General features: G+C 64.1%; 17 protein-coding genes and 1 tRNA gene. 13 read left to right on the top strand and 5 right to left on the bottom strand.

The annotated features are described in order from the left end of the window. Positions 1–18: 18 nt before the first annotated feature. The 6 genes from SPHS8_RS09170 to SPHS8_RS09145 all read left to right on the top strand — a co-directional run bounded on the left by SPHS8_RS09170 (position 19) and on the right by SPHS8_RS09145 (position 8,313). Positions 19–375: a response regulator gene (locus SPHS8_RS09170; RefSeq protein ID WP_097090726.1), complete on the top strand. Its 357-nt coding sequence runs from the start codon at positions 19–21 to the stop codon at positions 373–375. A 102-nt stretch (positions 376–477) separates the two neighbouring features. After that, positions 478–1,551 (top strand): recombinase RecA, encoded by a 1,074-nt coding sequence (gene recA, locus SPHS8_RS09165; protein WP_097090727.1) that lies wholly within the window; start codon positions 478–480, stop codon positions 1,549–1,551. A 180-nt stretch (positions 1,552–1,731) separates the two neighbouring features. Next, a complete protein-coding gene (locus SPHS8_RS09160; protein ID WP_201515243.1) occupies positions 1,732–2,547 on the top strand; it encodes an ImuA family protein in 816 nt (271 codons plus the stop codon). Then, on the top strand, positions 2,444–4,039 hold the full coding sequence (locus SPHS8_RS09155; protein WP_201515493.1) for a Y-family DNA polymerase: 1,596 nt from the start codon (positions 2,444–2,446) through the stop codon (positions 4,037–4,039). Before SPHS8_RS09160 ends, SPHS8_RS09155 begins: the two co-directional genes overlap by 104 nt. Further along, positions 4,036–7,635, top strand: a complete 3,600-nt coding sequence (locus tag SPHS8_RS09150) for an error-prone DNA polymerase (RefSeq protein WP_201515242.1) — start codon at positions 4,036–4,038, stop codon at positions 7,633–7,635. The genes SPHS8_RS09155 and SPHS8_RS09150 overlap by 4 nt, the downstream gene beginning before the upstream one ends. 216 nt (positions 7,636–7,851) lie before the next feature. Then, positions 7,852–8,313 carry a GFA family protein gene (locus SPHS8_RS09145; RefSeq protein WP_201515241.1) on the top strand — a complete coding sequence of 154 codons (462 nt, stop codon included), beginning with the start codon at positions 7,852–7,854 and terminating at the stop codon, positions 8,311–8,313. Here the strand turns inward: SPHS8_RS09145 and SPHS8_RS09140 are convergent. After that, entirely contained in the window at positions 8,307–12,521 is a 4,215-nt protein-coding gene (locus tag SPHS8_RS09140; protein WP_201515240.1) for a translocation/assembly module TamB domain-containing protein, read from the bottom strand. The genes SPHS8_RS09145 and SPHS8_RS09140 overlap by 7 nt on opposite strands. After that, on the bottom strand, positions 12,521–14,635 hold the full coding sequence (locus tag SPHS8_RS09135) for an autotransporter assembly complex protein TamA (protein WP_201515239.1): 2,115 nt from the start codon (positions 14,633–14,635) through the stop codon (positions 12,521–12,523). The genes SPHS8_RS09140 and SPHS8_RS09135 overlap by 1 nt, the downstream gene beginning before the upstream one ends. A gap of 132 nt (positions 14,636–14,767) precedes the next feature. Here SPHS8_RS09135 and recJ point away from each other — a divergent pair, with 132 nt between their 5' ends. The 3 genes from recJ to SPHS8_RS09120 all read left to right on the top strand — a co-directional run bounded on the left by recJ (position 14,768) and on the right by SPHS8_RS09120 (position 17,194). Further along, on the top strand, positions 14,768–16,534 hold the full coding sequence (gene recJ, locus SPHS8_RS09130) for a single-stranded-DNA-specific exonuclease RecJ (protein ID WP_201515238.1): 1,767 nt from the start codon (positions 14,768–14,770) through the stop codon (positions 16,532–16,534). Between the two features lie 101 nt (positions 16,535–16,635). After that, positions 16,636–16,710 (top strand) — tRNA-Glu (locus SPHS8_RS09125). Positions 16,711–16,834: 124 nt separating this feature from the next. After that, positions 16,835–17,194: a DUF2200 domain-containing protein gene (locus tag SPHS8_RS09120; protein WP_201515237.1), complete on the top strand. Its 360-nt coding sequence runs from the start codon at positions 16,835–16,837 to the stop codon at positions 17,192–17,194. Positions 17,195–17,218: 24 nt separating this feature from the next. On the opposite strand, the gene SPHS8_RS09115 is transcribed toward SPHS8_RS09120, so the two are convergent. Further along, positions 17,219–18,283, bottom strand: coding sequence for a class I SAM-dependent methyltransferase (locus tag SPHS8_RS09115; RefSeq protein WP_236575053.1), 1,065 nt, complete (start codon positions 18,281–18,283; stop codon positions 17,219–17,221). Between the two features lie 79 nt (positions 18,284–18,362). Between SPHS8_RS09115 and creD the strand changes: the two genes are divergently transcribed. From creD to SPHS8_RS09095, 4 genes are all read left to right on the top strand, one after another. After that, positions 18,363–19,871, top strand: coding sequence for a cell envelope integrity protein CreD (gene creD / locus SPHS8_RS09110; protein WP_236575052.1), 1,509 nt, complete (start codon positions 18,363–18,365; stop codon positions 19,869–19,871). 95 nt (positions 19,872–19,966) lie between these two features. Then, positions 19,967–20,770, top strand: coding sequence for a histidine phosphatase family protein (locus tag SPHS8_RS09105; RefSeq protein ID WP_201515236.1), 804 nt, complete (start codon positions 19,967–19,969; stop codon positions 20,768–20,770). After that, entirely contained in the window at positions 20,767–21,657 is an 891-nt protein-coding gene (locus SPHS8_RS09100) for an NAD(P)H-hydrate dehydratase (RefSeq protein WP_201515235.1), read from the top strand. The genes SPHS8_RS09105 and SPHS8_RS09100 overlap by 4 nt, the downstream gene beginning before the upstream one ends. Before the next feature lie 46 nt (positions 21,658–21,703). Beyond that, positions 21,704–22,171, top strand: coding sequence for an MgtC/SapB family protein (locus SPHS8_RS09095; protein ID WP_201515234.1), 468 nt, complete (start codon positions 21,704–21,706; stop codon positions 22,169–22,171). Between the two features lie 9 nt (positions 22,172–22,180). Here the strand turns inward: SPHS8_RS09095 and rlmN are convergent, their stop codons facing one another. Together rlmN and SPHS8_RS09085 are read right to left on the bottom strand one after the other, a co-directional pair. Beyond that, on the bottom strand, positions 22,181–23,440 hold the full coding sequence (gene rlmN / locus SPHS8_RS09090) for a 23S rRNA (adenine(2503)-C(2))-methyltransferase RlmN (protein WP_097092651.1): 1,260 nt from the start codon (positions 23,438–23,440) through the stop codon (positions 22,181–22,183). A 47-nt stretch (positions 23,441–23,487) separates the two neighbouring features. Continuing rightward, complete coding sequence (locus SPHS8_RS09085; RefSeq protein WP_201515491.1) at positions 23,488–23,958, bottom strand: hypothetical protein; 471 nt, start codon at positions 23,956–23,958, stop codon at positions 23,488–23,490. Positions 23,959–23,972 lie beyond the last annotated feature (14 nt).

Genomic DNA, 23,972 nt, shown 5'->3' with positions numbered 1-23,972 from the left:
CGAAATAGGGGGTCGCACATGTCGGACAGCAAGACCATCCTGGTGGTCGAAGATGAAGCAATGATCGGCATGATGCTGGAAGATTATCTCGAAACATTGGGATATCGCCTGCACGCGGTTGCCGTTTCGGTGGATGAAGCCTGCGATCAGGCGCGCAGGGGCGGCTTTGACGCGGCGCTGCTCGACTGCAATTTGCAGGGCGAGAAAAGCTGGCCCGTGGCCGACATATTGGCCGAGACTGGAATTCCCTTCATCTTCGCCACGGGCGGCATGGCTGATGATGTGCCATCAGGTCATGCGGATCGGCCGACGCTGGCGAAACCCTATACGATCGGCGCGGTCGAGCGGGCGCTGGCCAAGGTGCTCTCCGCCTAAATAGGAAATTTCCGTTCCCCTCTTGTTCTTTGAGAACAAAGCGGATACGTAGTGGCCAAGGCGCCACTTAATCGGCGCTTCCGCTTGACAGGGGATAGGCCGATGACAGCAATGCTCTCACTCATCGATTCCAAGAAGACAGGGACAATGGACAGACAGAAAGCATTGGAAGCGGCCCTTTCCCAGATCGACCGCGCCTTTGGCAAGGGTTCGGCGATGAAGCTGGGCAGCCGCGAGAAGATCGAGATCGAGGCGATTTCGACGGGATCGCTGGGGCTCGATATCGCGCTTGGCATTGGCGGGTTGCCGCGCGGGCGCATCATCGAAATCTATGGCCCGGAAAGCTCGGGCAAGACCACGCTCGCTCTGCACGCCATTGCAGAGGCGCAGAAGACGGGCGGCGTTGCGGCCTTTGTCGACGCGGAACATGCGCTGGACCCGGTCTATGCCAAGAAGCTGGGCGTCGATATCGACGAACTGATCGTGTCGCAGCCCGACACTGGCGAACAGGCGCTGGAGATCGTCGATACGCTGGTGCGGTCGAACGCGATCGACGTGCTGGTGGTGGACTCGGTGGCCGCGCTGGTGCCCCGCGCCGAAATCGAAGGCGAGATGGGCGACAGCCATGTCGGCCTTCAGGCGCGCCTGATGAGCCAGGCGCTGCGCAAGCTCACGGGATCGATTTCGCGGTCGAAATGCCTTGTCATCTTCATCAACCAGGTTCGCATGAAGATCGGCGTCATGTACGGCAATCCGGAAACGACGACGGGCGGCAACGCGCTCAAATTCTACGCGTCGGTCCGCCTCGACATCCGCCGCACCGGCCAGATCAAGGATCGCGACGATATCGTGGGCAATGCGACCCGCGTTAAGGTGGTGAAGAACAAGGTCGCCCCGCCGTTCAAGCAGGTCGAATTCGACATCATGTATGGCGAAGGCGTTTCCAAGATCGGGGAGATCCTCGATCTGGGCGTCAAGGCGGGCATCGTTGAAAAGTCGGGCGCGTGGTTCTCCTACGACTCCGTTCGCATCGGGCAGGGCCGGGAAAATGCCAAGACTTTCCTCAAGGAACATCCGGAGATGGCCGAACGCCTGGAACGCGCCATCCGCGGCAAGACCGAGGAAGTTGCTGAAGGCATGATGACAGGACCTGAACCGGATGATGACGGCGAATAAGGCGCGCTAGTACCTGCGTTTTTTATGAATAGTGAAAGGCCCGTCTGCGCATGTCGCGGCGGGCCTTTCTTGATTCTCGCACGTTGGCGCTGAGAGTCCTGCCCGCTCCCTCAACGGCAATGAATCCCTGATTGACAGGGTTCATCGAAGGATCAAAAAGAACATAAGAAGAACATTCTTATGGTCGAGTCGGTAAAGACCCTTGCAGCCCTCAGGCGGCATATCGCATTGCTGGAAGGCATTCCGGCGATGGAGGCTGGTGCGCCGGTGGCGACGGGACATGGCCTGTTCGATAAGGCGTTGCAAGGCGGTCTGGCGCGCGGGCGGCTGCATGAGCTGTTCGGCGGTGACGAGGATGAAGGCGCGGCAGCGGGCCTGTCGTTGATCCTTGCTCATCTGGCGGCGGGCGATTTGCCGCTCTTCTGGCTGCGGCTTGCCAAGGGGACGGGGGCGCAGCCCTATGGGCCGGGGCTTGCGGAACTGGGGATTGATCCGGCGCGGCTGCTGATCGGGGCGATGAAGGATGAGGCGCTGCTGCTGCGCGCGGCGGTCGATGCACTGCGCTGCCCGGCGCTGGGTGCGCTCGTCATCGAACTGCGCGGGCGCGCGCCGCTCATGGATTTGACGGCAAGCCGGCGCCTGGCGCTGGCGGCCGAAACTTCGGGAGTCACGGCCTTCCTATTGCGGATCGGCGGCGATCCCGTGCCGAGCGCGGCGGAGACGCGGTGGCGGGTGGAGGCCGCGCCGTCCCTGCCTTTGCCGGGCAACGCGCCGGGCATGAGCGCCTTTTCACTCCACCTGCTGCGCCGCAGGTCGGGACCGGACGGCATGACATGGCGGATGGTGTGGAATGCCGAGCGGGGAGATTTTGGAGAAGAGTGCGATGAACGCCATGAGCATGGATGGGCAAGCGGAGGACGCGCTGAAGAGGCGGCGCTACCTGGCGCTGTGGTTCCCCTTCCTGCCGGTCGACCGGCTGCGCATCGCGCGGCCTGATCTGTGGCAGGCGCAGGCCGGTGCCGGGCCGGTCGCCATCGTCGAGTCGGTGCGCGGGGCGATGCGCCTCGTCACGCCGGATGCCGACGCGCTGGCGCTGGGCCTGAGCGCGGGCATGACGCTGGCTGATGCGCGGGCGCAGGAGCCCGACCTTGTCAGCTTCGAAGCCGATCATCATGCCGACCAGGATTGGCTGGAGCGGCTGTGCGATGGATGCGCGCGCTATACGCCGGCGGCGGCGATCGATCCGCCGCATGGGCTGATGCTGGACATCACCGGCTGCGCGCATCTGTGGGGCGGGGAGGAGGCCCTGGCGCGTGAGGCGGTGGACCGGTTCGAGCGGCACGGCATGGAGGTGCGTCATGCGATAGCGGGCACGGCGGAGGGAGCCCATGCGCTGTGCCGCTTTTCCGCAGGGCCAGCGCCCGATGAAGAGGCTGCCTTGCGCCGCCTGCCGGTGGAGGCGCTGGAGTTGGAGCAGGAGAGCAGCGTGGCGTTGCGACGCGCGGGGCTGCGCACCATCGGCGACCTTGCCGCCAGGCCAGCCGCAACGCTGGCCGCGCGGTTTGGCGAGGAGGCGGTGGATGCGCTGCATCGCTTGCTGGGTCTGGGGCACCGTCCGCTTAGCCCCCGCCGCCCACGCCCTGTGCTGCGGATCGAGCGCCGTTTCGCAGAACCGGTGGGCAGCACCGCCTATGCCCTGCAACGGGTCGAGGAGATGGCGGCCGAAGCGGGCGAGCGGCTGGCCGAGCGGGGCGAAGGCGGGCGGCGGTTCGAGCTGTTGTTCTTTCGCACCGATGGTCTCGCTTTTCCGCTGCGGGTGGAAACCGGGCTGCCAGTGCGCGACGCGCCCGCGATCATGCGGCTGGTGCAGGAGCGGATCGACAGTCTGTCCGATCCGCTCGATCCCGGTTTCGGCTTCGACATGCTGCGCCTTGCCGTGCCGCAGACCGAGCCGATGGCTGCGACCCAACTGGCGCTGGAAGGCGGGGAAGCGCGGCGCGAGGAAGCGGTCGCGGCGCTCGTCGACCGGCTGTCCGTGCGGGCCGGCCGCAATCGCATCCAGCGCCTGGAGCCGCGCGACAGCCATATTCCCGAGCAGGCGCAGCTCGCCTTGCCCGCGATCGAAAGCCGCACGCCATCCAGTTGGCCGCGCCAGGGCGAACCGGGCGACCCACCCATGCGCCCCATCCATTTGTTCGATCCGCCCCAGCCGATCGAGGTGGTGGCGGAAGTTCCGGATGGCCCACCCCATCATTTCCGTTGGCGGCGCAGCGTGCATGAAGTGACCCGCTATGAAGGGCCCGAGCGGATCGCGCCCGAATGGTGGAAGGCGAAGGACGGTGCGCTGGCGGGCGAAAGCGCAGGGATGACCCGCGACTATTACCGGATCGAGGATGCGCGCGGCCGCCGCTACTGGATTTTCCGCCACGGCCTTTACGGCACGGAGGCGCGGCATCCGGGATGGTATATCCACGGCCTGTTCGCATGAAACGCGGCAAGGGGCCTGATCCGTCCAAGCCTAAATCCCCTGACCGGCGGGAGCTGGACAGGATCGAGGCAAGGGAGAAGGATGGGAGGAAGCCTGCAATAGCGCCGCCCTTAAAGCAGGGTCCTGGTTTCGCCGAGCTGGGCGTTATGTCCAATTACAGCTTCCTGCACGGCGCTTCCCACCCTTCCGACCTTGTCGGCCGGGCGATTGAATTGGGGCTTCAGGCCATCGGCATTGCCGACAGGAACAGCGTGGCTGGCGTTGTGCGCGCCTATGTCGCGTTGCGTGACGCACCCGGCAAGGCACGTGATGCCATGATCAAAGCGAAGAAGGAGAGAGGTGAATCGGTCGAACTGACCGCCCAGGAAGAAGCGGCCTGTCATACCGATCTGCGCCTGGTAATGGGCGCTCGCTTGGTCTTTGTCGATGGGACGCCTGATATTCTCGCCTATCCCAAAAGCCGCTTGGGCTGGGGACGGCTCACCCGCCTGCTGACCAAGGGCAATATGGAGGCGGTGAAGGGCGACTGTATTCTTACCTTCAGCGATCTGATCGATCACCTCGACGATCTTCTGCTGATCATCCTGCCGCTTTCCACGGCCCGCCCCCAAGAGGCGCATAAAGCTCCTCCGGCCTATCCGTCCGGTGATGAAGCGGTATCCATCTCTCACCTGAAACTGGTGCCGCCCGCGGCTCCACCCACATGGCAGGATGCACTGCGCCGGTTGCAGAACACAGCGCCGGGACGCGTGTGGCTCGGGCTGACCCTGCGCCATCATGGACGAGACCGCCGTCATGCCGCCGCCATTCAGAAGATTGCCGGAGAGGTGGGCGTGTCCGTTATAGCGACTAACGATGTGCTGTATGCCGAAGCATCATCGCGGCCATTGCAGGACGTGCTCAGCTGCGTTCGGGATGGCGTGACGTTGAAGCAGGCGGGACGGCGGCTGGAAGCGCATGCCGAACGGCATATCAAGCCTCCCCTCGAAATGGCCCGGCTTTATGCCGACTGTCCGCAAGCGCTTGCCGAAACGATCCGGTTCGTCGATCAGATCGACTTCGTCCTTACCGACTTAAAATATGAATATCCTCATGAGCCGGTTCCGCCCGGCTGGTCACCCGATGGCTGGCTGGAGAATTTGGTGCGCCGCCGGGCAAAAGGGCGTTACGGACGCAGATTGCCTCCTAAGGTAAGAGCACTGATCGGGCAGGAGCTGCGGCTCATCCGAAGGCAAAATTATGCTTATTACTTCCTGACCGTCCACGATCTCGTCCGATTTGCGCGCGCTCAAAAACCTCCTATTCTCTGCCAAGGCCGGGGGTCTGCAGCCAATTCCATCGTCTGCTTTCTGTTGGGCGTCACTTCCGTCGATCCGATGAAGCACGACCTGCTCTTTTCGCGCTTCGTATCAGAAGAGCGGAACGAGCCGCCCGACATCGACGTCGATTTCGAACATGAGCGGCGCGAGGAGGTGATGCAATATATCTACCGTCGCTATGGGCGCGAACGGGCGGGAATCGCCGCGACCGTCATTCATTACCGGTCCCGAAGCGCTCTACGTGAAGTGACGAAGGTGCTGGGACTAAGCGAAGATATAGCGGCGCGCCTGTCGAGCACCGTCTGGGGAAGTTACTCACGCGATCTGGGCGACGGACGTTTCATCGACGCGGGCTTTTCTCTCGACAACGTGGAGATCGTCCGATTGCGATCGCTGGTTGAGCAGTTGATCCGCGCGCCTTTCGCACGGCATTTGTCGCAGCATGTCGGCGGCTTCGTCCTGACCCAGAACCGGCTGGATGAAACGGTGCCCATTCACAATGCCGCGATGCCCGATCGCAGCTTCATCGAATGGGACAAGGACGATATCGATGCGCTTGGCTTGATGAAGGTCGATGTGCTGGCGCTCGGCATGTTGAGTTGCATCCGGAGAGCCTATGAGTTGATGCGGCGTCATGGACTGGGCGATTACGACCTCACCGTCGATCTCGATTCCGAAGACCCTGCTGTTTACGCCATGCTGCAAAAGGGGGACAGCATTGGCGTGTTCCAGGTGGAAAGCCGGGCGCAGATCAACATGCTGCCGCGCTTGAAGCCGGAAAATCTTTATGACCTGACGGTGCAGGTCGCGATTGTACGGCCTGGCCCGATCGAGGGTGACATGGTTCATCCTTATTTGCGGCGGCGGGCAGGACTCGAAAAAGCGGAATTTCCTTCGCCCAGTCCACCCCACAATCCCAACGAATTGCGGGAGTTGCTGAAGGATACCTACGGTGTCCCCTTGTTCCAGGAGCAGGCGATGAAGCTCGCCATTGTCGCGGCGGAATTTACGCCTTCGGAGGCCAATCAGCTGCGGCGGTCGATGGCGACTTTCCGGCAGGTGGGAGGCATGGACAAGTTCAAGGAGAAGATGATCGGCGGCATGGTGCGGCGTGGATATGAGCGCGATTTTGCCGAGCGATGCTATAGCCAGATCGAAGGGTTCGGCAGCTATGGCTTTCCTGAAAGCCATGCTCTGTCCTTTGCCCGGCTGGTCTATGTGTCGGCCTGGATCAAGTGCCACCAGCCTGCCGTGTTCGCCTGCGCGTTGCTGAATTCGCAGCCCATGGGCTTTTATGCTCCGGCTCAGATCGTCCGGGATGCGCGGGAGCATGGGGTTGCCGTGCATGATGTGGATGTGAACATGAGCGGGTGGGACAATGCGCTTGAACCCCTGCTTCGATCGCGAAACAGGCGGCGGGGTGAAGGGGAAGGCCGGGCGTTGGCGCTGCGGCTGGGTTTTCGCCAGATCGATGGCTTTCGCGAGACCTGGGCTGCGCAGATGGTCGAGGCGCGGGCGCAGGGCCTGTTCACCAGCCTTGAGGATCTGGCGCGGCGGGCGGGGTTGCCTGCGCGGGCGCTGCGCCTGCTGGCGGACGCGGACGCTTGCCGGTCGTTGGGGCAGGACAGGCGGGCGGCTCTGTGGGAAGCGCGGCGCACGCCGTCCAATGAATTGCCGCTGTTCGCCGCTGCCCGCAAACGGGACCAGAAAGCGGCGGGAGAATTGGGGCAGGAGCCGGATGCCATGCTGCCCGCCATGCCGCTGGCCGAACAGGTTGCGGCCGATTACCAGATGACGCGCCTGTCCCTAAAAGGCCATCCGATGCAGTTCCTGCGCCCGGTTTTTGCGGCCGAGGGCGTGCTGAGTTGCGCGCAGACATCGGCGGCGAAGAACGGGACCAAGGTGCGGACGGCAGGCGTGGTGCTGGTGCGGCAGCGGCCGGGCAAGGGCAACGCCGTCTTCATCACGATCGAGGATGAGACGGGGATCACCAACATTTTGCTGTGGGCGCGACTGTTCGAAATGCAGCGGCGGCCTGTCATGGCGTCGCGGCTGATGCTGGTCGAGGGGGAGGTGCAGCGGAGCAAGGAAGGCGTCGTCCACCTGATGGCGACCCGCGTGCATGATCGCACCGCCGAGATGTCGCGCCTGTCGGATACGCATAAGCCGCATATCGCCTTGTCGAGGGCGGATGAGTTCTTGCATCCCCAGCACCCGCGCACGTCCAGCCATCCGCGCAATGTGCGCATCTTGCCCAAGTCGCGGGACTTTCATTGAGGGCGCGCGTGAATACTCCCCATCTTGCGATAGGAAGGATCAATTACGTCGGCTCTAGAGTTTCGCGCTTTAAATCAGCGCCACCTCTTAGCACCGTTCGCCCTGAGCTTGCCGAAGGGCTCTACCTTTTTAGGAAGGAGAGGGCTTCGACAAGCTCAGCCCGAACGGGCTACGTGATACAGAGTAAATGCATTCCGCTCTAACAGGAGAAGCCCCATGCCTATCCCCGATTTCCCCATCGACGGTCATTGCCGGTGCGGCCGGGTGCGTTTCCAGTTGAGCGAAGCGCCGTGGGGTGAGGCGGCGTGCCATTGCACCGGGTGCCAGAAGATGACGGGCAGCGCTTTTTCCACCACGATCATCATGCCGTCGAGCGGCTTTGCACTGATCGCGGGTGATACCGTGATCGGCGGGATGCATGGCGAGGATGTGCACCATCATCATTGCGGCTGGTGCAAGAGCTGGGTCTTTACCAGGCCTGCCGCCGACATGGGCTTCGTCAATGTCCGCGCGACGATGCTGGACGATGCAAGCTGGTTCGCGCCCTGGATGGAAACGCAGACAGCGGAGAAGCTGCCCTGGGCGCAAACCGGGGCGGCGGTCAGCTTTGAGCGCTTCCCCGGCATGGATGAATATGATGGGCTGATCGCCCGCTACCGCGCGGAGCGGCTTCAATAATCCTTCGAATAGCGCAGATTTGCCGATGATCCGGCGTTGGTGCCGGTCTTCGACAGCAGGCTCAGCGTCTTTGACAGCGAGATTTCCAGCTGGGTGGCGGTGAAGCCCTTGGGATCGGTGATCACTTCCACATAGATATTGTTGGAGATGCGCTGCCCGACTGCCAGCGACGTGCCGCGCCCCGTGGCATCGTCCCCGCCGACGATGCCGATGCGGTCGACGCCCGACGCGTTCTGCAGCTTGCCCATCGGATTGAGGCCGCCACCGCCACCGCGCAGGCCGTTGAGCGCGGCGGCAAGCTGGATCGCCTGCGTGGCGGACAGGTTCGCGACATTGTCGCCGAACAGGATGCGCGCCAATATCTCGTCCTGCGGCAGGGTGGGCGTCGAGATGAAGCTGATGTCGGGCCGCTGCGCCGTACCGCCCACTGCAATGCCTGCGGTCACCGTGTTGATCCGGGTTTCGGCGCGGATCGCCAGCACCGGGTTCATCATCGGCCCGTTGAAGGTAATGATTCCCTGTTCAAGTTCGAACTGATGCCCTGAGAAGCTGTAGCGGCCACGTATCACCTCGATCTTGCCGACGACGCGCGGGGCCTTTGTTGTGCCCGTGACCCGCACGTTGGTCTTCCATTCGGAATCGAGCCCCATGCCGGTCAAGTAGATCTCATTGTCGGCACGCACGCGGATGTCGAGCTTCCAGTCGGCGGGCTTCGCCGCCGCTTGGCGGGACGCGACGCGCTGGTCGAGCAGGCCGGTGCCTTCGCCCTTGCGCCGGACGCCCTGAAGCTGGCGGATTTCCGCGCCGCCCTGCCAGGCGATGCGGTAACGGGTTTCGGGGAGCCACAGGTCGCCCTTGATCAACCCGCCATTCGCCGCGCTATTCGTGACGTTGATGTTGCCGGTCACGACGCTGGTGATGGCTTCGCTGCGGGCGATGCGGGCGCGGTCCAGCTTGACGGCGATGTTCATGGGATAGCCGCTTTCGGCGGCGAGCCCCACTGAGCCGCTTGCCTGCACGGTGCCGTCGCCCGCCCGGCCGGAAAAGTCGCGTATCTCCAGCCGATCGTTGGTGAAGCGCCCATCAAGGCGCATCTGCGTCAGGCGGGTGCCGAAGGTTTCATTTTCGTAGGTCAGCGCGTTGGCGCGGACGAGGCCGTTGAGGCGCGGCGCGGTGAGGCGGCCGCTGAAGTCCGCGGCGACGGCGATCGGGCCGGTCAGTTGCTGGTCCGCGAGCCCGCCGAAGGAGAAGAGCACATCGGCCGGGCCGGCGTAGCGGATGCCGCCACCGAGCGGCGCCGATTGGAGTTGCTGCGTCCAGCTGGCTCCGGGGCCAGGAGGCGCGAGCGTGGCGATGAAGCGACCGAGCGGCGCATTGCCGCGCCGGATGAGGCCGCGCAGATCGCCGCCGCGCCCTGACAGGCGGCCCTCGATCGCCATGGATACGGGATCGGACACGGCGGACAGGCTTGAGCGGCGGAAATCATTGATCGCGATGCGGGCGGTGGCGGTGGGGAAGGCGTTGCCGCTCTGGTTGAAATCGATCGCGCCCGTCGCCTTGCCACTGATGCCGAGGCCGGGGCTGGCGATGTTCATGATGGCGAGGTCGAAATCCTTGAACCGGGCCTGGAGGGCGGTCTGCCCGCCGAACCGTCCGGCAAGATCAACCCTTCCTTGCGGCAAGACAAGCGTCGCGGGTTCGAGCCGGTAGCCCTGCGGTTCGATGCGGATGATCGCTGGTTGGGCGAAGCGGAAGGGGATGTTGCTCGCCTTGCCTTCCAAGGCGACGGCGTAGAGGTTGGGGCGAAGCGCTGCGTTGATGGCGATGGAGAAGGGCACGCCCGTCGATCCATCCGCAACAAGCTGCGCGCGTCCGCGTCCGCCCTGATAATTGATGCGCGCCCGTCCCTTGCGCACGACATAGTCGCCATAGGCCGCGTTCGCCATCTGCACATCGGCGGTGATACGCGGCTGGTCAGTGAGCACGATGTCGGCCGCCACTATGGCGCGGCCGATCACCACATCGGCTTCGCCGGGCAGGCGAGCGTTGCTGGCGGTGGCGTTGACCGCGATACCCTGAGCCTTGCCCACGGCCGCGAGCCGCGCCGTGCCGTTGATCCCCGAGCCGTTCATGGCCAGCCGTCCGGCGAAAGGTCCGGCGGCGGTCTGCTGAAGGCGGCCATTCATGTCTACGCCCGCGAAACGCGCGCGTGTGATGTCGATCGTAAGCGGCCCACGCCCCGTGCGGATCAGCACATTGGCGAAGAAGGGGTCATAGGCGGAGCCGCCAGTCGCTTCCAGCCGATAGCCGCCTGCTTCGCCATTGAGCTTTGCAACGACGTCGGACAGTTGCACGCCGACATTGGGCCGGGCCGCGCGCAGGATAGCTTGCGGCCGTTCCATCGTGCCGCGAACAGTGAGCGCAAGCGGGCCATATTGGTTGGACGTCGCGGACGCGTCAAAAGTGATCGCGCCATTGGTGTCGTAGCTGCCTGACCCGGAATGGATGCGGAAATTGGGTGCCGCGCCTTTGAGGCCGGCAAGGGTGAACTTGCCTTCCGGCGTCATGCCGATGCGGCCCGACATGACGGCATTGCCGCCAAGGAAATCGCGCACCGACGCATTTTCCCAGCGCGCGGTGCGGACGCCGAACTTGCCCGCAAGGCCCCAGCCGCCCTTGGGGCCCGGCACCAACTCCACATCGGTGTTGAGGTTGACGATGCCGACGCCGTCGATCTTGTAATCGTTCACCCGGCCCTTGAGCGCGGCTCGGTAAATGGCGTTGTCGAGGTCGGCGAGGACGATGGCGGTGGCGTCCACCCGATCGCTGTCGATCTTCAGATTGTCGCTGATCAGCTTGCCTGCGGAATAAGCGAAGTCGCCCTTTACCCGCAGATTCTGGAGCAACCCGCCTGCTGCTGCATTGAGGCCGGTGACCCGCCGCGCGGTCGCGTTTACCGGGATACGGATGCGATCGGTATCGATCACTGCCCGGCCGCTGGCCTTCAGCCCTTCGATGCCGGTCTGGTCGAAGGCGAGCATCGCGGCGGTGAGATCATAGTTTATGAAGGGTGTCGCCATGGGGCCGTCGAGGATGATCGAAGCGCGCACATCCCTGCCGCGCACCTTTTCCATGATCGCGCCGGGCGTCAGCAGTGCGGCGTCGATCTTGAGCCCGCTGAACTGGCTTTTGCCGAGGTCGATGAGGCCCTGCGCCGTCGCGGCGAGCGCGTTCGAGCGGAGTGATCCCTTAAGGTTCACGCGCCGCTCGTTAAGCCCGGCGAAGAGATCGACATCAAGGGCGGGGGCGGTCAGCCGGTCAACGGTTCCGGCAAAGACGAGGCCGGGGCGCACCGGACCCTTGGCCGTGAAATTACCGTCGCGCGCGGCGAGGGCGATGTTCGCAAGCTCGCCCTTGGGCGAGTTGGCGACGATCCGGCCGTTCCACGCCTGCCATGTCCCACGCCCGTCCAGCGTCGCGGTGAGGCCATCGGTGAGCCCGCTCATCTTTGCGATCACGCCGCCCTTGGGCGCGGTCAGCGTGCCCTTCATGGCCAGGCGGTTCTGTTCGGGCACCGCGTCGAGCCATGCCTGGAGCCGATCGCCGCTATCGACCACGGCATTGGCGCTAAGCTGCGCACGGCCATCGGCAATGTGGGTGACGCCGTCAATGGCGATCTCGCGCTTCTGGCCGATCACCGGCTTCGCCAGCACGAACTTGGCGATCTTCAGCCGATCGACGTCGATGTCGAGGTTGGGAAGGATCGGGGCGTTGGGATCGCTTTGCGTGACGTTGAACTGTGGGCTGCGGGCCAGCACGACAAGCGGGCTTTCCAGCAGGCGGACGGAGATATGGTTGCTGAGATAGCGGAAGGGGCTCCAAACGACATGAACGCGTGGCGATACGGCGAATGGTCCCTTGGGATCACGCAGGACAAGGTCGTGGATGACCATGTCGCTATAGACCGATCCTTCGATACGGCCGACCTCGATCGCCATGCCGGATTCCAGCTTCAGCGCCGCGATCTGGCGGATCAGGAATTTCTTGCCCGGCTGCGTGTTGAGGAAGAGCAGCAACCCGGCGGCGAGGACGACCAGGCCAAGGATCAGACCGGCAACGCCGAAAACGATCTTCTGCCACAACGGCCGACCTTCCCGGATGATCACGGTTTGGCTTTCGGGAGCGGGTGGAGGCGTATCTTCGGCCATCAGAAAGCCTGTCCAATGCCGATATAGAGAGTGAATTTGGATTCGCCGGGCTGCCGATTGATCGGCATGGCTATGTCCGCCCGGAACGGGCCGAAGTCGGTATAGAAGCGGCCGCCCAAGCCTACGCCATAGCGAATGTCCGAGAATTTCGGGATGGCGCTTTCATAGACCTGGCCCGCGTCAACGAAGGCGACGACGCCATAATTGCCGAAGCGATAGCGGCCCTCGACGGCGAACTCGTTGACGGACCGGCCGCCAATGGGATCGTCATTGACGTCCTTGGGCCCCAGTTCCTGATAGCCAAAGCCGCGCACTGATCCGCCGCCGCCTGCATAGACCCGGCGGGAGGGCGCGATCTGGTCGCGGGCAGCGCCGCTGATCGTGCCGAGCCGCGTCCGCGCCGCGATCACCAGCGCATCGGAAACGGGATAATAGCCGCTAAGGTCGAAGGTGCCGCGCACATAGGGCGACACATTACCCTGCAATGATGCCTCGGGCGAAAGGCGCAGATTGGCGCGAAAGCCCTTGGTCGGATTGAGCAGGTCATTTGAGCGGTCATAGCCGACCTGCAGCGGCAGCGAGCCGATGAAATAGGTCAGTCGCCGCTTTTCCGCCGTTGCCGGATCGATCGTCGTCTGTTCGTTGGACAGCAGGATTTCCGCGCCATAGGTGTAGGTCCAGCGCTTCTGGAAGATCGGCGTCGATTGGCGCGACCAACTGATGTTCAGGCCCGCGGTGAATGCTTCGTAGGCATCGTAATTCTGGTGGTTGAGCAGGACGCCAGCCTGGAAGGTCTTGTCCCGCTTGCCCGCGTTCGAGCGGCGGAAGGTGCCCGAGACGCCCTGTTCCTGCGTGCCCGCGATGACCTTGGCGATCAGTGCGCCTTCCGGTGGGAAGAGGTTGCGATGCGTCCATGTGCCCTCTGCGCGGAACCCTTGCCCCGTGCCATAACCAAGCTCGCCCGCCAGGGTGCGCGGCGGTCCTGCTTCCTGGTCGACATGCAGGTCGACATATTCGGTGCCGTCGGGGCCGGGCTCGTTCGTGCCCACCGGATCGACCGCGATGCTGGAGAAAAGGCCTGTCGCGACGAGGGCGCGGCGCAGGTCGTCGACCTTGCGGCTGTCATACAGTTCGCCGGGTTTGAAGCGGCTGATGACTTTCATATGGTCGGCGCCAAAGGCTTGCTTGGCGCCGGAGGTGGTGATGCCCCGGAACGACCCGCGCGGGCCGACCTCGACAGGCAATGTATAGTCGCCCGTGATCGTCGCCGGATCGAGCAATATGTCCCGTTCGCCGACCTTGGCGAAGGGATAGCCATTTTCGGGAAGCCTCACGCCGACATTGGCTTCCGCGCTTTCCACATCGGCGGCGACGATATAGTCGCCGGTCTTGAGCGGCAGGCTGTCGCGGACGAGCCCGGGCGGCACCGTAGGCCCAGCGTTGATCACGATGTCACCGATCTTGTACCGCTTGCCCGGCGTGACGGACAAGACCGCCTTCAACGTGCCTTTGCCAGTCTGGTCGAGCGAGGCGAGGGCGGTCGCGTCATAATAGCCTTCCGAATAGAGCAGCCGCACCGCGAGCGCTTCATCCTCATGCGCGCGGGCCTGCACCATGGCGGCGGTGTCGGCGCGTCCATTCCCATCGATCAGCGCTGACTCGCCCCGGAACTCATCTTCAAGGCCGGTCCTGCCAAAGCCGTCAATCTCGACAGCATAGCGGATTTCCGGCGTTTTCTCATTGGGGCTTTCGCTTGCCACCTGGGCAGGCACGGTGACGCTGTCGAGCGGGGGGAGGGGCTGGGCGAGCTCTGCTTCCGCTGCGGGTTCAGTAGCGGGGGGCAGTTCGACGGGCGCGCGGGCCTGCGGCATTTGCTGGTCGATCCAGCTGTCGATCGACGGGAGCGGAGCGGAGGGGTTCGCCGTGTCACTCTCACCAGCCTTGGGGAGGCGCGCCTCGAATTCCTCGTCGGGCAGGATCGGCGGCTCCTGTTCCGGCGCAACCGTGCCGGTGGAAGCGCCGCTGGAAGTCTGGGCCTGTAGCGGAAGAGGTGACGCCGCAATCATCAAAACGCCCAAGGCATGCCGGACGCGTTTCGCCTGCCCTGAACTCATGTAAACTTCGCCGCCCCTTTCGATCCGCCGCACCCGCGCGCGGCTTGGGAATACGCGCAGGACATCGATTCGGTTCCGCCGCTGTCCGCGAACCGCTTCCCTCAAGGGCTTGGCCGGTTTAGGGACTGATAAATGACTGTCGCGCTGAATGTATCCCGCTCCATCCTTGGACAACCGTGGCGCTGGCGGGGTGCGGGCGCGGATGCTCGCGAGCCCGGCTATCTGCCCGACGACCTCGTCACACAGCTGTTGCTCGCCCGAGGCTGTCCGCGCGAGGCGGTGGATGCGCATCGCAATCCCACCATCCGTCATTTCATGCCTGACCCCAGCCTGTTCCGCGACATGGACAGCGCGGCCGAGCGGCTGGCGGATGCGGTGCAGAGCGGCGAACATGTGCGGATTTTCGGTGACTATGACGTGGATGGCGCGACCAGCGCGGCCTTGCTGATCCGGCTGCTGCGCGATCTTGGCCTGTCCGCGCGGCCTTACATCCCGGATCGGTTGATGGAAGGCTATGGCCCGTCTGGCGAGGCGCTGGTGCGGCTGGCCGGGGAAGGGGCGACGTTGATCGTCACCGTCGATTGCGGCGCTCAGGCGTTCGAGGCGCTCGCCATGGCGAAGGCGGTCGGCGTCGATGTCGTGGTGGTGGATCACCATAAATGCGCCGCAGCGCTTCCCGAAGCGTTCGCGCTGGTGAACCCGAACCGGCTTGACGAGGTCGAGGAAGCGGCGGCTCATGGTCATTTGGCGGCGGTCGGCGTCGCCTTCCTCCTCGGCGCGGCGCTGATCCGCGTGCTGCGGCGGCGCGGCTGGTTCACGCACCGGGCCGAGCCTGCGCTGATGGAGTTGCTCGATATCGTGGCGCTCGGCACCGTCGCGGACGTGGCGCAGCTCAAGGGGCTCAACCGCGCCTTTGTGGCGCAGGGCCTCAAGATCATGGCCAAGCGCCGCAATATCGGCATCTCGGCACTGATCGACGCCAGCCGCCTCAGCCGTGCCCCGTTATGTCATGATCTTGGCTTCGCGCTTGGCCCACGCATCAATGCCGGCGGCCGGGTGGGCAAAGCCGACCTTGGCGTGCGGCTGCTGACGACCGAAGACCCGTTGGAAGCAGCGAGCATCGCGGCCGAGCTCGACCAGTTCAACGAGGAGCGGCGCGCGATCGAGGCAGCGGTGCAGGCCGAGGCCGAGGAACTGCTCGCCGCGCAGGGCAATCGCGCAGTCGCGGTGATCGCGGGGCCAGGTTGGCACCCTGGGGTGATCGGCATTGTTGCCGGACGCATCAAGGAAAAGGCCGGGCGGCCTGCGATCGTCGTTGCGATCGACGACGCGGGCACCGGCAAGGGTTCCGGGCGGTCCATATCGGGCGTGGACCTGGGGGCGGCCGTGCTGGCGGCGAAGGACAGCGGGTTGCTGGTCGCCGGGGGCGGCCATGCCATGGCGGCAGGGTTGACGGTCGCTTCGGACAAGGTGGATGCGCTGGCAGACTTCCTGGACGAAAGGCTTGGACCTGCCGTGGCCCGTGCGCGCGATGATCGTGCGCTGCTCATCGATGCCGTGCTGGCGCCTGCGGGGGTCAATCCCGACTTTGTGGCCGCGATCGAAGCGGGGGGGCCCTATGGCGCTGGCTGGCCTGCCCCGCTGGTGGCGGCCGGACCGATGCGGGTCATCAAGGCGGATGTGGTCGGCAACGGGCATTTGCGCGCCGTGATGGCTGGCGATGATGGCCGTTCGATCAAGACCATCGCGTTCCGCCAGGCCGAAAGCGAGCTGGGCCAAGCGATCCTGGGCGCACCGCGCGATCGCCGCCTGTGGGTCGCGGGGCGCGCGAAGATCGACGATTGGGGTAGCCGCCCGGCAGCCGAGCTGCATCTGGAAGACGCCGCCTGGGCCGATTGAAGAAGAGATGATTTTCTAGGCCCAAAGGGGGTTGACCGGCGCAAGCTGCCCCCCTAAAGCCGCCCTCGCTTCGCAGCACTGCCAGAGCAATTCTGCAGTGTGGCCCCTTCGTCTAGCGGTTAGGACGCGGCCCTTTCACGGCTGAAACACGGGTTCGATTCCCGTAGGGGTCACCACCCAGCATCTGCTGGGTTTTTTCATCTCCACCGAGATCAGGTCCCCTGAAGCTGGGGATCAGTTTCCCCATCATCCTTTTGCGCGAAAGCTGCTAAGGCATTTCGGGTCTGCGCAGGAGGGATCATGGCGAAGCATCGCATCTACTCGGTCAGCGTGGCGAGCGTTTACCCCCTCTACGTCAGCAAGGCCGAGAAGAAGGGCCGCACCAGAAGCGAGGTCGATCAGATCTTCCGTTGGTTGACCAGACACAGCCAAGAAACGCATGAGCAGCAGCTGGCGGCCAATGTCAGTTTCGAACGCTTCTTTGCCGAGGCGCCCAAACTGAACCCCGCGCGGCGGCTTATAACCGGCGTGGTCTGCGGCGTCCGCATCGAAGAGGTCGATGAGCCCCTCATGCAAGAGATCCGCTATCTGGACAAATTGATCGACGAACTCGCCAGGGGCAAGCCGATGGAGAAGATCCTGCGCGCCGATGCCAGCTGAGCGGCTTCGGCCAGTTCCTGCCCTTCAACGCGCTTGAAGCACCATGTTGAATGGCCCTTCCGCGACTCTTTCGACCGACTGGAAGCCGCCGGTGGCGATGACTGCCGCCAGACGAGCTTCGCCTGCTTGCGCGCCCAGGCCTTCGCCGACCTCCTGGTCGAGCGACGTGGGCACGCAGATCATGGTGGACGCGTTGTAGTAGAGCCGCCCAACGGGATTGAGATTGTCTTCCGGCCTGTCGCCTGCAATCGGCTCGACGATCATCCAGCTGCCGCCCGGTGTCAGGATGCGGCGCATGTGTGCCGCGCATCCCTTGGGGTCGCCCATATCGTGCAGACAGTCATACATGGTGATGAAGTCGAAGTCCTTCTCGGCAATGTCCTTGGCCGCTGCTACTTCGAACCGCACCCGATCGCTGAGGCCATGTTCTTGCGCATGACGCCGTGCGTCCTCGATCGATGGTTCGTGGAAATCATAGCCGGTGAAGTGACTTTCGGGATAGGCCTGCGCCATCAGCAAGGTGGAGAAGCCGACGCCGCAGCCGACATCGGCGACCTTCGCGCCGGACCGCAGCTTTGCCTCCATGCCGTCCATCGCGGGTATCCAGCTCTGCACGATGTTGTTGACATAGCCGGGCCGGAAGAATGCGCCGGTCGCGCAGAACAGGCAGCCCGCATGGTCTCCCCATCTGACGCCCTTGCCGTTGCGGAAACATTCTTCGACCTTGGGCTCCGCCTCTATCATGGCGGCGACCATTTCGAAGGCGCCAGCCAGATAGACGGGGCTGTCGGGGTTCACGAAAACCATCGCCTGCTCTGGCGAGACGCTGAACATGCCTGAGCCAGGATCGAAGTCGATGAAGCCATTGGCGGCCTGGGCCATTGCCCATTCCCGCACATAACGCTCATGCAGGCCGCCTGCTCGTTGTGCGAGGTCCGCCGATGTCGCTGCGCCCTGCGCGAGCGCGTCAAACAGGCCTAGCCTGAAGCCGACGCGCACCGTCGGCACGCTGATCGCGCCGCCAAGGTCGTTCAGCATTTTTCCGACAAAATTGTGAAGTTTCGCTTCGTCGATCGACGTCTGCATCATGCCCTCCTCGAAACAGTTCGACTCTCGGCATTTCTCGTGGGCGACCTTATCAGATTAACGGACACGCGGCACGTGATGATTGACGCTGCCGCCCCGTGGCATAGACAGTGACCTGGACAATATTCGACAGGAGCAGCGGTTGGTTACAGGCTCGGCTGAAGACATGCGGCCAACGCGGTCGCCCGGCATGAAGCTGCTGTTCGCGGCGCTGGTAGCGCTGTCGCTGATCGTGCCGCTGATGCTGATCTATGCTCTGGTATGGGATCGGCAAAGCCAATCGCAGACGGCGCAGGACGCGATCAATGCTGGTTGGGGCGGGCCACAGATCATTGCGGGACCTGTCATTGTCGTTCCGTTCCGCACCACTCAGGTGCAGGAAGAGCAGGTTGACGGCCAGCGGGTGTCGCGCACTGTAGAGACCGAAAAGCTGCTCTATATTTCGCCGGTCGAGAATATGGTCACGACCACCGTCCGTCCGGAAGAGCGGCGCAAGTCGATCTACCGCAGTGTGCTCTACGACGCACGTATAAAGGGGACCGCACAATTTGCTTTGCCAGAAGACCTGCCACGTTTCGGCATCACCGCCGATCGCCTGCTATGGGATCGGGCGGAATTGCGGATGGGCGCATCGGATGCGCGGGGATTGACCAGCGGCGGGTCGCTGTCTGCCGGTGGCAAGGCTTTGGCCGTGCAGCCCGGCAAAGGTCCCGGCGCCACCGGAGGGCAGGGTTTCTTCGCCTTTCTCCCCTGGGCGGGCGAGGGCAGGCTGACCGTGGCATATGATTTCGGCTTGCGCGGCAGCCGGTCGCTGAGCCTGGTGCCAAGGGGCGGCAAGACCTTCTGGCAGGTCTCTTCGACATGGCCGAGCCCAAGCTTTGGCGGAGCTTTCCTGCCCGAGAAGCGGGAGATTTCGGACGGCGGTTTTTCTGCGCGCTATCAGATCGACAAGCTGGCGCTGGGCCAGCCTCCCGTCGCGATGCAGGAATTGGGGCCTCCGCTGCTGGATGGCAGCGCGGGCTATGCCATGGTGGCGGCTGCCGACACTACGGTTGCGGCGAGGCCAGCCGAAGTCATCGGCGGCAATTCCCGCGCGGTGACGGTCGGCCTGATCGAACCGGTCGATCTTTATTCCAAGGTGGACAGGTCGGTCAAATATGGCTTCCTGTTCATAGGCTTCACTTTCCTCGCCTTCCTGCTGTTCGACATTGTCGGCGGCGCGCGCGTGGCTGCGGCGGAATATCTGCTGACGGGGGCGGCGCTGGTGCTCTTCTTCGCCCTGTTGCTTGCCTTTGCAGAGGTCATCGGCTTTACCGCAGCCTATATTCTGGGGGCGGCTGCGATCATCGGCCTGTTGTCCGCCTATAGCGCCGCCGTGCTGGGAAGCTGGCGGCGGGGCCGCTTCATCGGGGCGCTGCTGGTGGGGCTCTATGCCTTGCTGTTCGTGCTGCTCAACCTGGAGGCATGGTCGCTGCTCATCGGTTCGGTGCTGCTGCTGATCGCGCTGGCAAGCGTCATGTACGCCACGCGCAATGTTGAATGGAGCAATGTCGGGCAGCGGAAATCCGGGGAAGCCCAATCCCGCGAGTAGACCGGGTGGATGGCGCATGGCCGCTTCAGGGTTGGCTCGCCATGCGTCCCTCGCGCGCCTGCGTCGGGATCAAAGCCTTGGCGCGACCGTTCTTCATGCCTCAGCAACGCGGCATAAAGGCAGGGACATCCGTGGCGTCACTTCATTGGCCAAGCCAGCTCATCATCGTTCGTCATGGCCAGAGCGCCGGAAATGTCGCGCGCGATGAGGCGACGGAAGCGCAGTCCGATCGCATAGAATTGTCGGTGCGCGACGCGGATGTCCCCTTAAGTGAGCTGGGGCGCGAACAGGCGCGGGCGTTGGGCCATTGGTTCGCAAGCGAGGCGGAGGATCATCGGCCGGAGGTTCTGCTATCCTCTCCCTATCTGCGTGCATTTCAGACTGCGCAGGTCTTTCGTGAAGCAGGCGGAGCGAGGGCGGATGAGCCGATCTGCTTCGACGAGCGGCTGCGGGAAAAGGAATTCGGAATATTGGACGGGCTGACGACGTCCGGCATCCGTAACCTTGAAGCAGAGCAATATGAGTTTCGCCGGATGCTCGGGAAATTCTACCATCGGCCACCCGGCGGGGAAAGTTGGTGCGACGTCATCCTGCGCCTCCGGTCGGTGATGGATACGATATCGTTGCACTATGCCGGGCGCCGGGTGATGATCTTCACGCATCAGGTCGTGGTGCTGTGCCTGCGCTACATCATCGAAGGCCTTGATGAAGCGGAGATTTTGGCGATTGATCGGGCGGGAGACGTCGCCAATTGCGCGATCAGCGACTATGTCTATGACCCCTCGCATGGCCGCAATGGCGGGCTGGTGCTTTGCCGTTACAATGTGACCGCGCCGATGGAAGAAGAAGCGACGCCGGTCACGCGCGAACCCGATGCCATTGCAGGAGCGCGGGGATGATGCCGGAGACCCTGGATACCGCCTGGCTGAAGGCGAACCCGTTGCCGGTGGTCGACAGCGATTCAGACAAGAATGCGCGCGGCCGTGTGCTGGTGGTCGGTGGGGCGGAGTTCGTGCCTGGCGCCCTTCGGCTGACGGGCGAAGCCGCCCTGCGGGCGGGTGCAGGCAAGCTGCAGATGGCGACGGTGCGATCGGCCGCCATGTCGCTGGGCGTGCTGGTCCCCGAGGCGGCGATGATCGCCCTTCCGGCGCAGGAGGATGGCGAGATCGCAGTCGGCGCGGCCGCCGTGCTGAAGCCGCAGCTTGCCCGCTGCGATTCGCTGGTCCTGGGACCCGGCATGAATGTGAGTGCCGGGACGGATCAGCTGGTCGCCGATATTCTGGCTGCGACGGAGCCACCCGTGACCATCATCCTCGATGCGGCAGCAATGACATCGGCGCGCGATTTGCGGTCCACGATCGCAGCGCATGAGGGGCATATCATCCTGACGCCGCATCATGGGGAGATGGCGATCCTGACGGGCAAGAGCGCTGAAGCCATTACAGCCGACCCGGTTGGGGTCGCGTCGCAGGTCGCGCAGGATTTCCAGGCCGTGGTGATCCTGAAAGGGGACCGCAGCGTGATTGCGGCTCCGGATGGCGCCTGCCTACTGCATGAGGGCGGTTGCGTCGGGCTTGCCACAGGAGGATCCGGTGACGTGCTCGCAGGCATTGCTGGTGGTCTGGCAGCGCGTGGAGCCGACCCTTTCCGCGCCGCTGCCTGGGCAAGCTGGCTTCATGGACGGGCAGGGCGGGAACTGGCCCGCACTATGGGGCCGATCGGCTTCCTCGCCCGCGAACTGTTGCTCTTGATCCCCCGTTTGCTGGAGGAACCCGGCAGCAGCTAGCGATGTTCGTTGCGCATCCGAATTCATGTTCGTGCGTTTAGGCGAAATGAGAGACACATTTTCGGTCCTGCCGCATCTGGTTCCGATCGTGATTGCCTATTGTCTGGCGCTTCCGATCGGCTGGAACCGGGAGCGGGCGGAACGCAGCGCCGGGTTGCGGACCTTCCCCTTGGTGGCCGTGGCCAGCTGTGGCTTGGTCCAGACGGTCGAGGGCTTAATGTCGCAGGAAGTGGAGGCGCTGGCTCGCGTGCTGGAAGGCGTGATCGCAGGCATCGGATTCCTGGGTGGCGGCGCGATCCTTCAGCAAAGGCATGCCGTGAAGGGCACTGCAACCGCCGCAAGCCTATGGATCACGGGCGCGATCGGCGTTGCGGCGGGGCTTGGCACCTACGATGTGGCGGTGGTTCTCACCGGCTTCACGCTGCTGACATTCTGGGTCATGGCGCCGCTGAAGCCCGATGAGAATGAACGGGACGCGGAAGAGACCATCAGCGAGCCCCGCCCGCCACGCTAAGGCGAAGGCTCAACCGAGCGCCGCTTGCTTTTCGGCCGCTAACCTGTCGAGCTCAGCGCGGCTCTTCTTCTCGCTGGCGGATTTCAGCTGCCCGCAGGCGGCCATGATGTCCCGGCCCCGCGGCGTGCGCACCGGAGCGGAGATGCCGCCTTCGAACACGATGTCGGAAAAGCGCTTGATCCGCTCGGGCGTCGAACATTCATAGTCCGTGCCCGGCCAGGGATTGAACGGGATCAGGTTGACCTTGGCTGGGAGCTTGTAGTGACGCAGCAGCCGCACCAGTTCGCGCGCATCCTCGTCGCTGTCATTCTTGTCCTTGATCATCACATATTCGAAGGTGATGCGGCGGGCATTGTTGGCGCTGGGATAGTCGGCACAGGCCTGAAGCAGCTGTTCGATGCCGAACTTCTTGTTGAGCGGCACCAGTTCGTCGCGCACATCCTTGGTCACGGCGTGGAGCGACACGGCGAGGTTGACGCCGATCTCTTCACCAGCGCGCGCCATCATCGGCACCACGCCGGAGGTCGAGAGGGTGATGCGGCGCTTCGACAGCGCCAGGCCATCGCCGTCCATGACGACCTTTAGCGCGTCGCGGACATGGTCGAAATTGTAGAGCGGCTCGCCCATTCCCATCATCACGATGTTGGTCAGCATGCGGCCATCGGTCGTATATTGCGACGCGTCGTCGGCTTCGTCGTCATTGGCCGACGCCATGCTGCCCTTTGGCCATTCGCCCAGCGCGTCGCGGGCCAGCATCACCTGGCCGACGATTTCGCCCGGCGTCAGATTGCGCACCAGACGCATCGTGCCGGTATGGCAGAAACGGCAGTTGAGCGTGCAGCCCACCTGGCTGGAGACGCAGAGCGTTCCCCGATCGGCGTCGGGGATGAACACCATTTCATAATCCTGGCCATCGTCCGACCGGAGCAGCCATTTGCGGGTGCCGTCGCTCGACACCTGGGCTTCCACTACCTGAGGGCGGCCGACGACGAAGCGCTCGGCCATCCAGCCGCGCATGGGCTTGGCAAGATCGGTCATGGCGTCGAAATCGGTCTCGCCGCGATGATAGAGCCAGTGGAACAACTGCTTGGAGCGGAGCTTCGCCTGCTTGGCGTCGAGCCCTGCTTCCTCCAGCGCGCCTTTGATCTGCGGGCGCGACAGGCCCATGAGGTCAGTGCGTCCATCTTCACGCGGCGTCACCGCGCGCGGCACGGGCACAGGGTCAATAGCGCCGGGAATCGGCATCAGGGGGCTGGCGGATGAATGCATGGCAGCGCCCATAGCGGATTTTTGCGTATTTATAAAGGGAGCGTCTATCAGCGCAGCCGGGCGCACCCCAATGCCGCCGCGTCGATCGCCGTGGCAGCGCCGCGCAGCGTGTAGGTGTCGGCAAAGGCTCGCCCATTCGCGCCTTGGGTCTGCACGCTCATGCTGCCTGCCGAGCGCATGGCCGCAATGATGGCGGCGTCGGAGCGGGGATCGGGCGCCCACGCGTCAGCCTGGCCCGCGACCAGCGGGAAGCGCCGCTCACCGACATTCAGGATGACGGAAGCGCCATCGGCCCGCACCCGGCTCAGCCGGAAATGCACCTGTCCGCGCACGCGTTGGCGGGGCCAGTTGCCGACCGCTGCAAACCCGCTGCCTGCGCGGCTCACGGGTTTGGCTATGGCGTAGCAGCGCGGCGCTGCCGGATCGCGGAATGCCCCCCAGGCTTCGAACATTCCCAGAGAATCCCGCGCAGCCGCAGGCGTCGAGATCAGCAACGAGAGGAGCCAGAGGCGCTTCATGAAGCTGGCAAAGC

The organism is Sphingobium sp. S6, from assembly GCF_905120495.1.
GTDB lineage: Bacteria > Pseudomonadota > Alphaproteobacteria > Sphingomonadales > Sphingomonadaceae > Sphingobium > Sphingobium agri.
The sequence above is the reverse complement of the archived record's forward strand: the minus strand, read 5'-3'. Positions and strand labels throughout refer to the sequence as shown.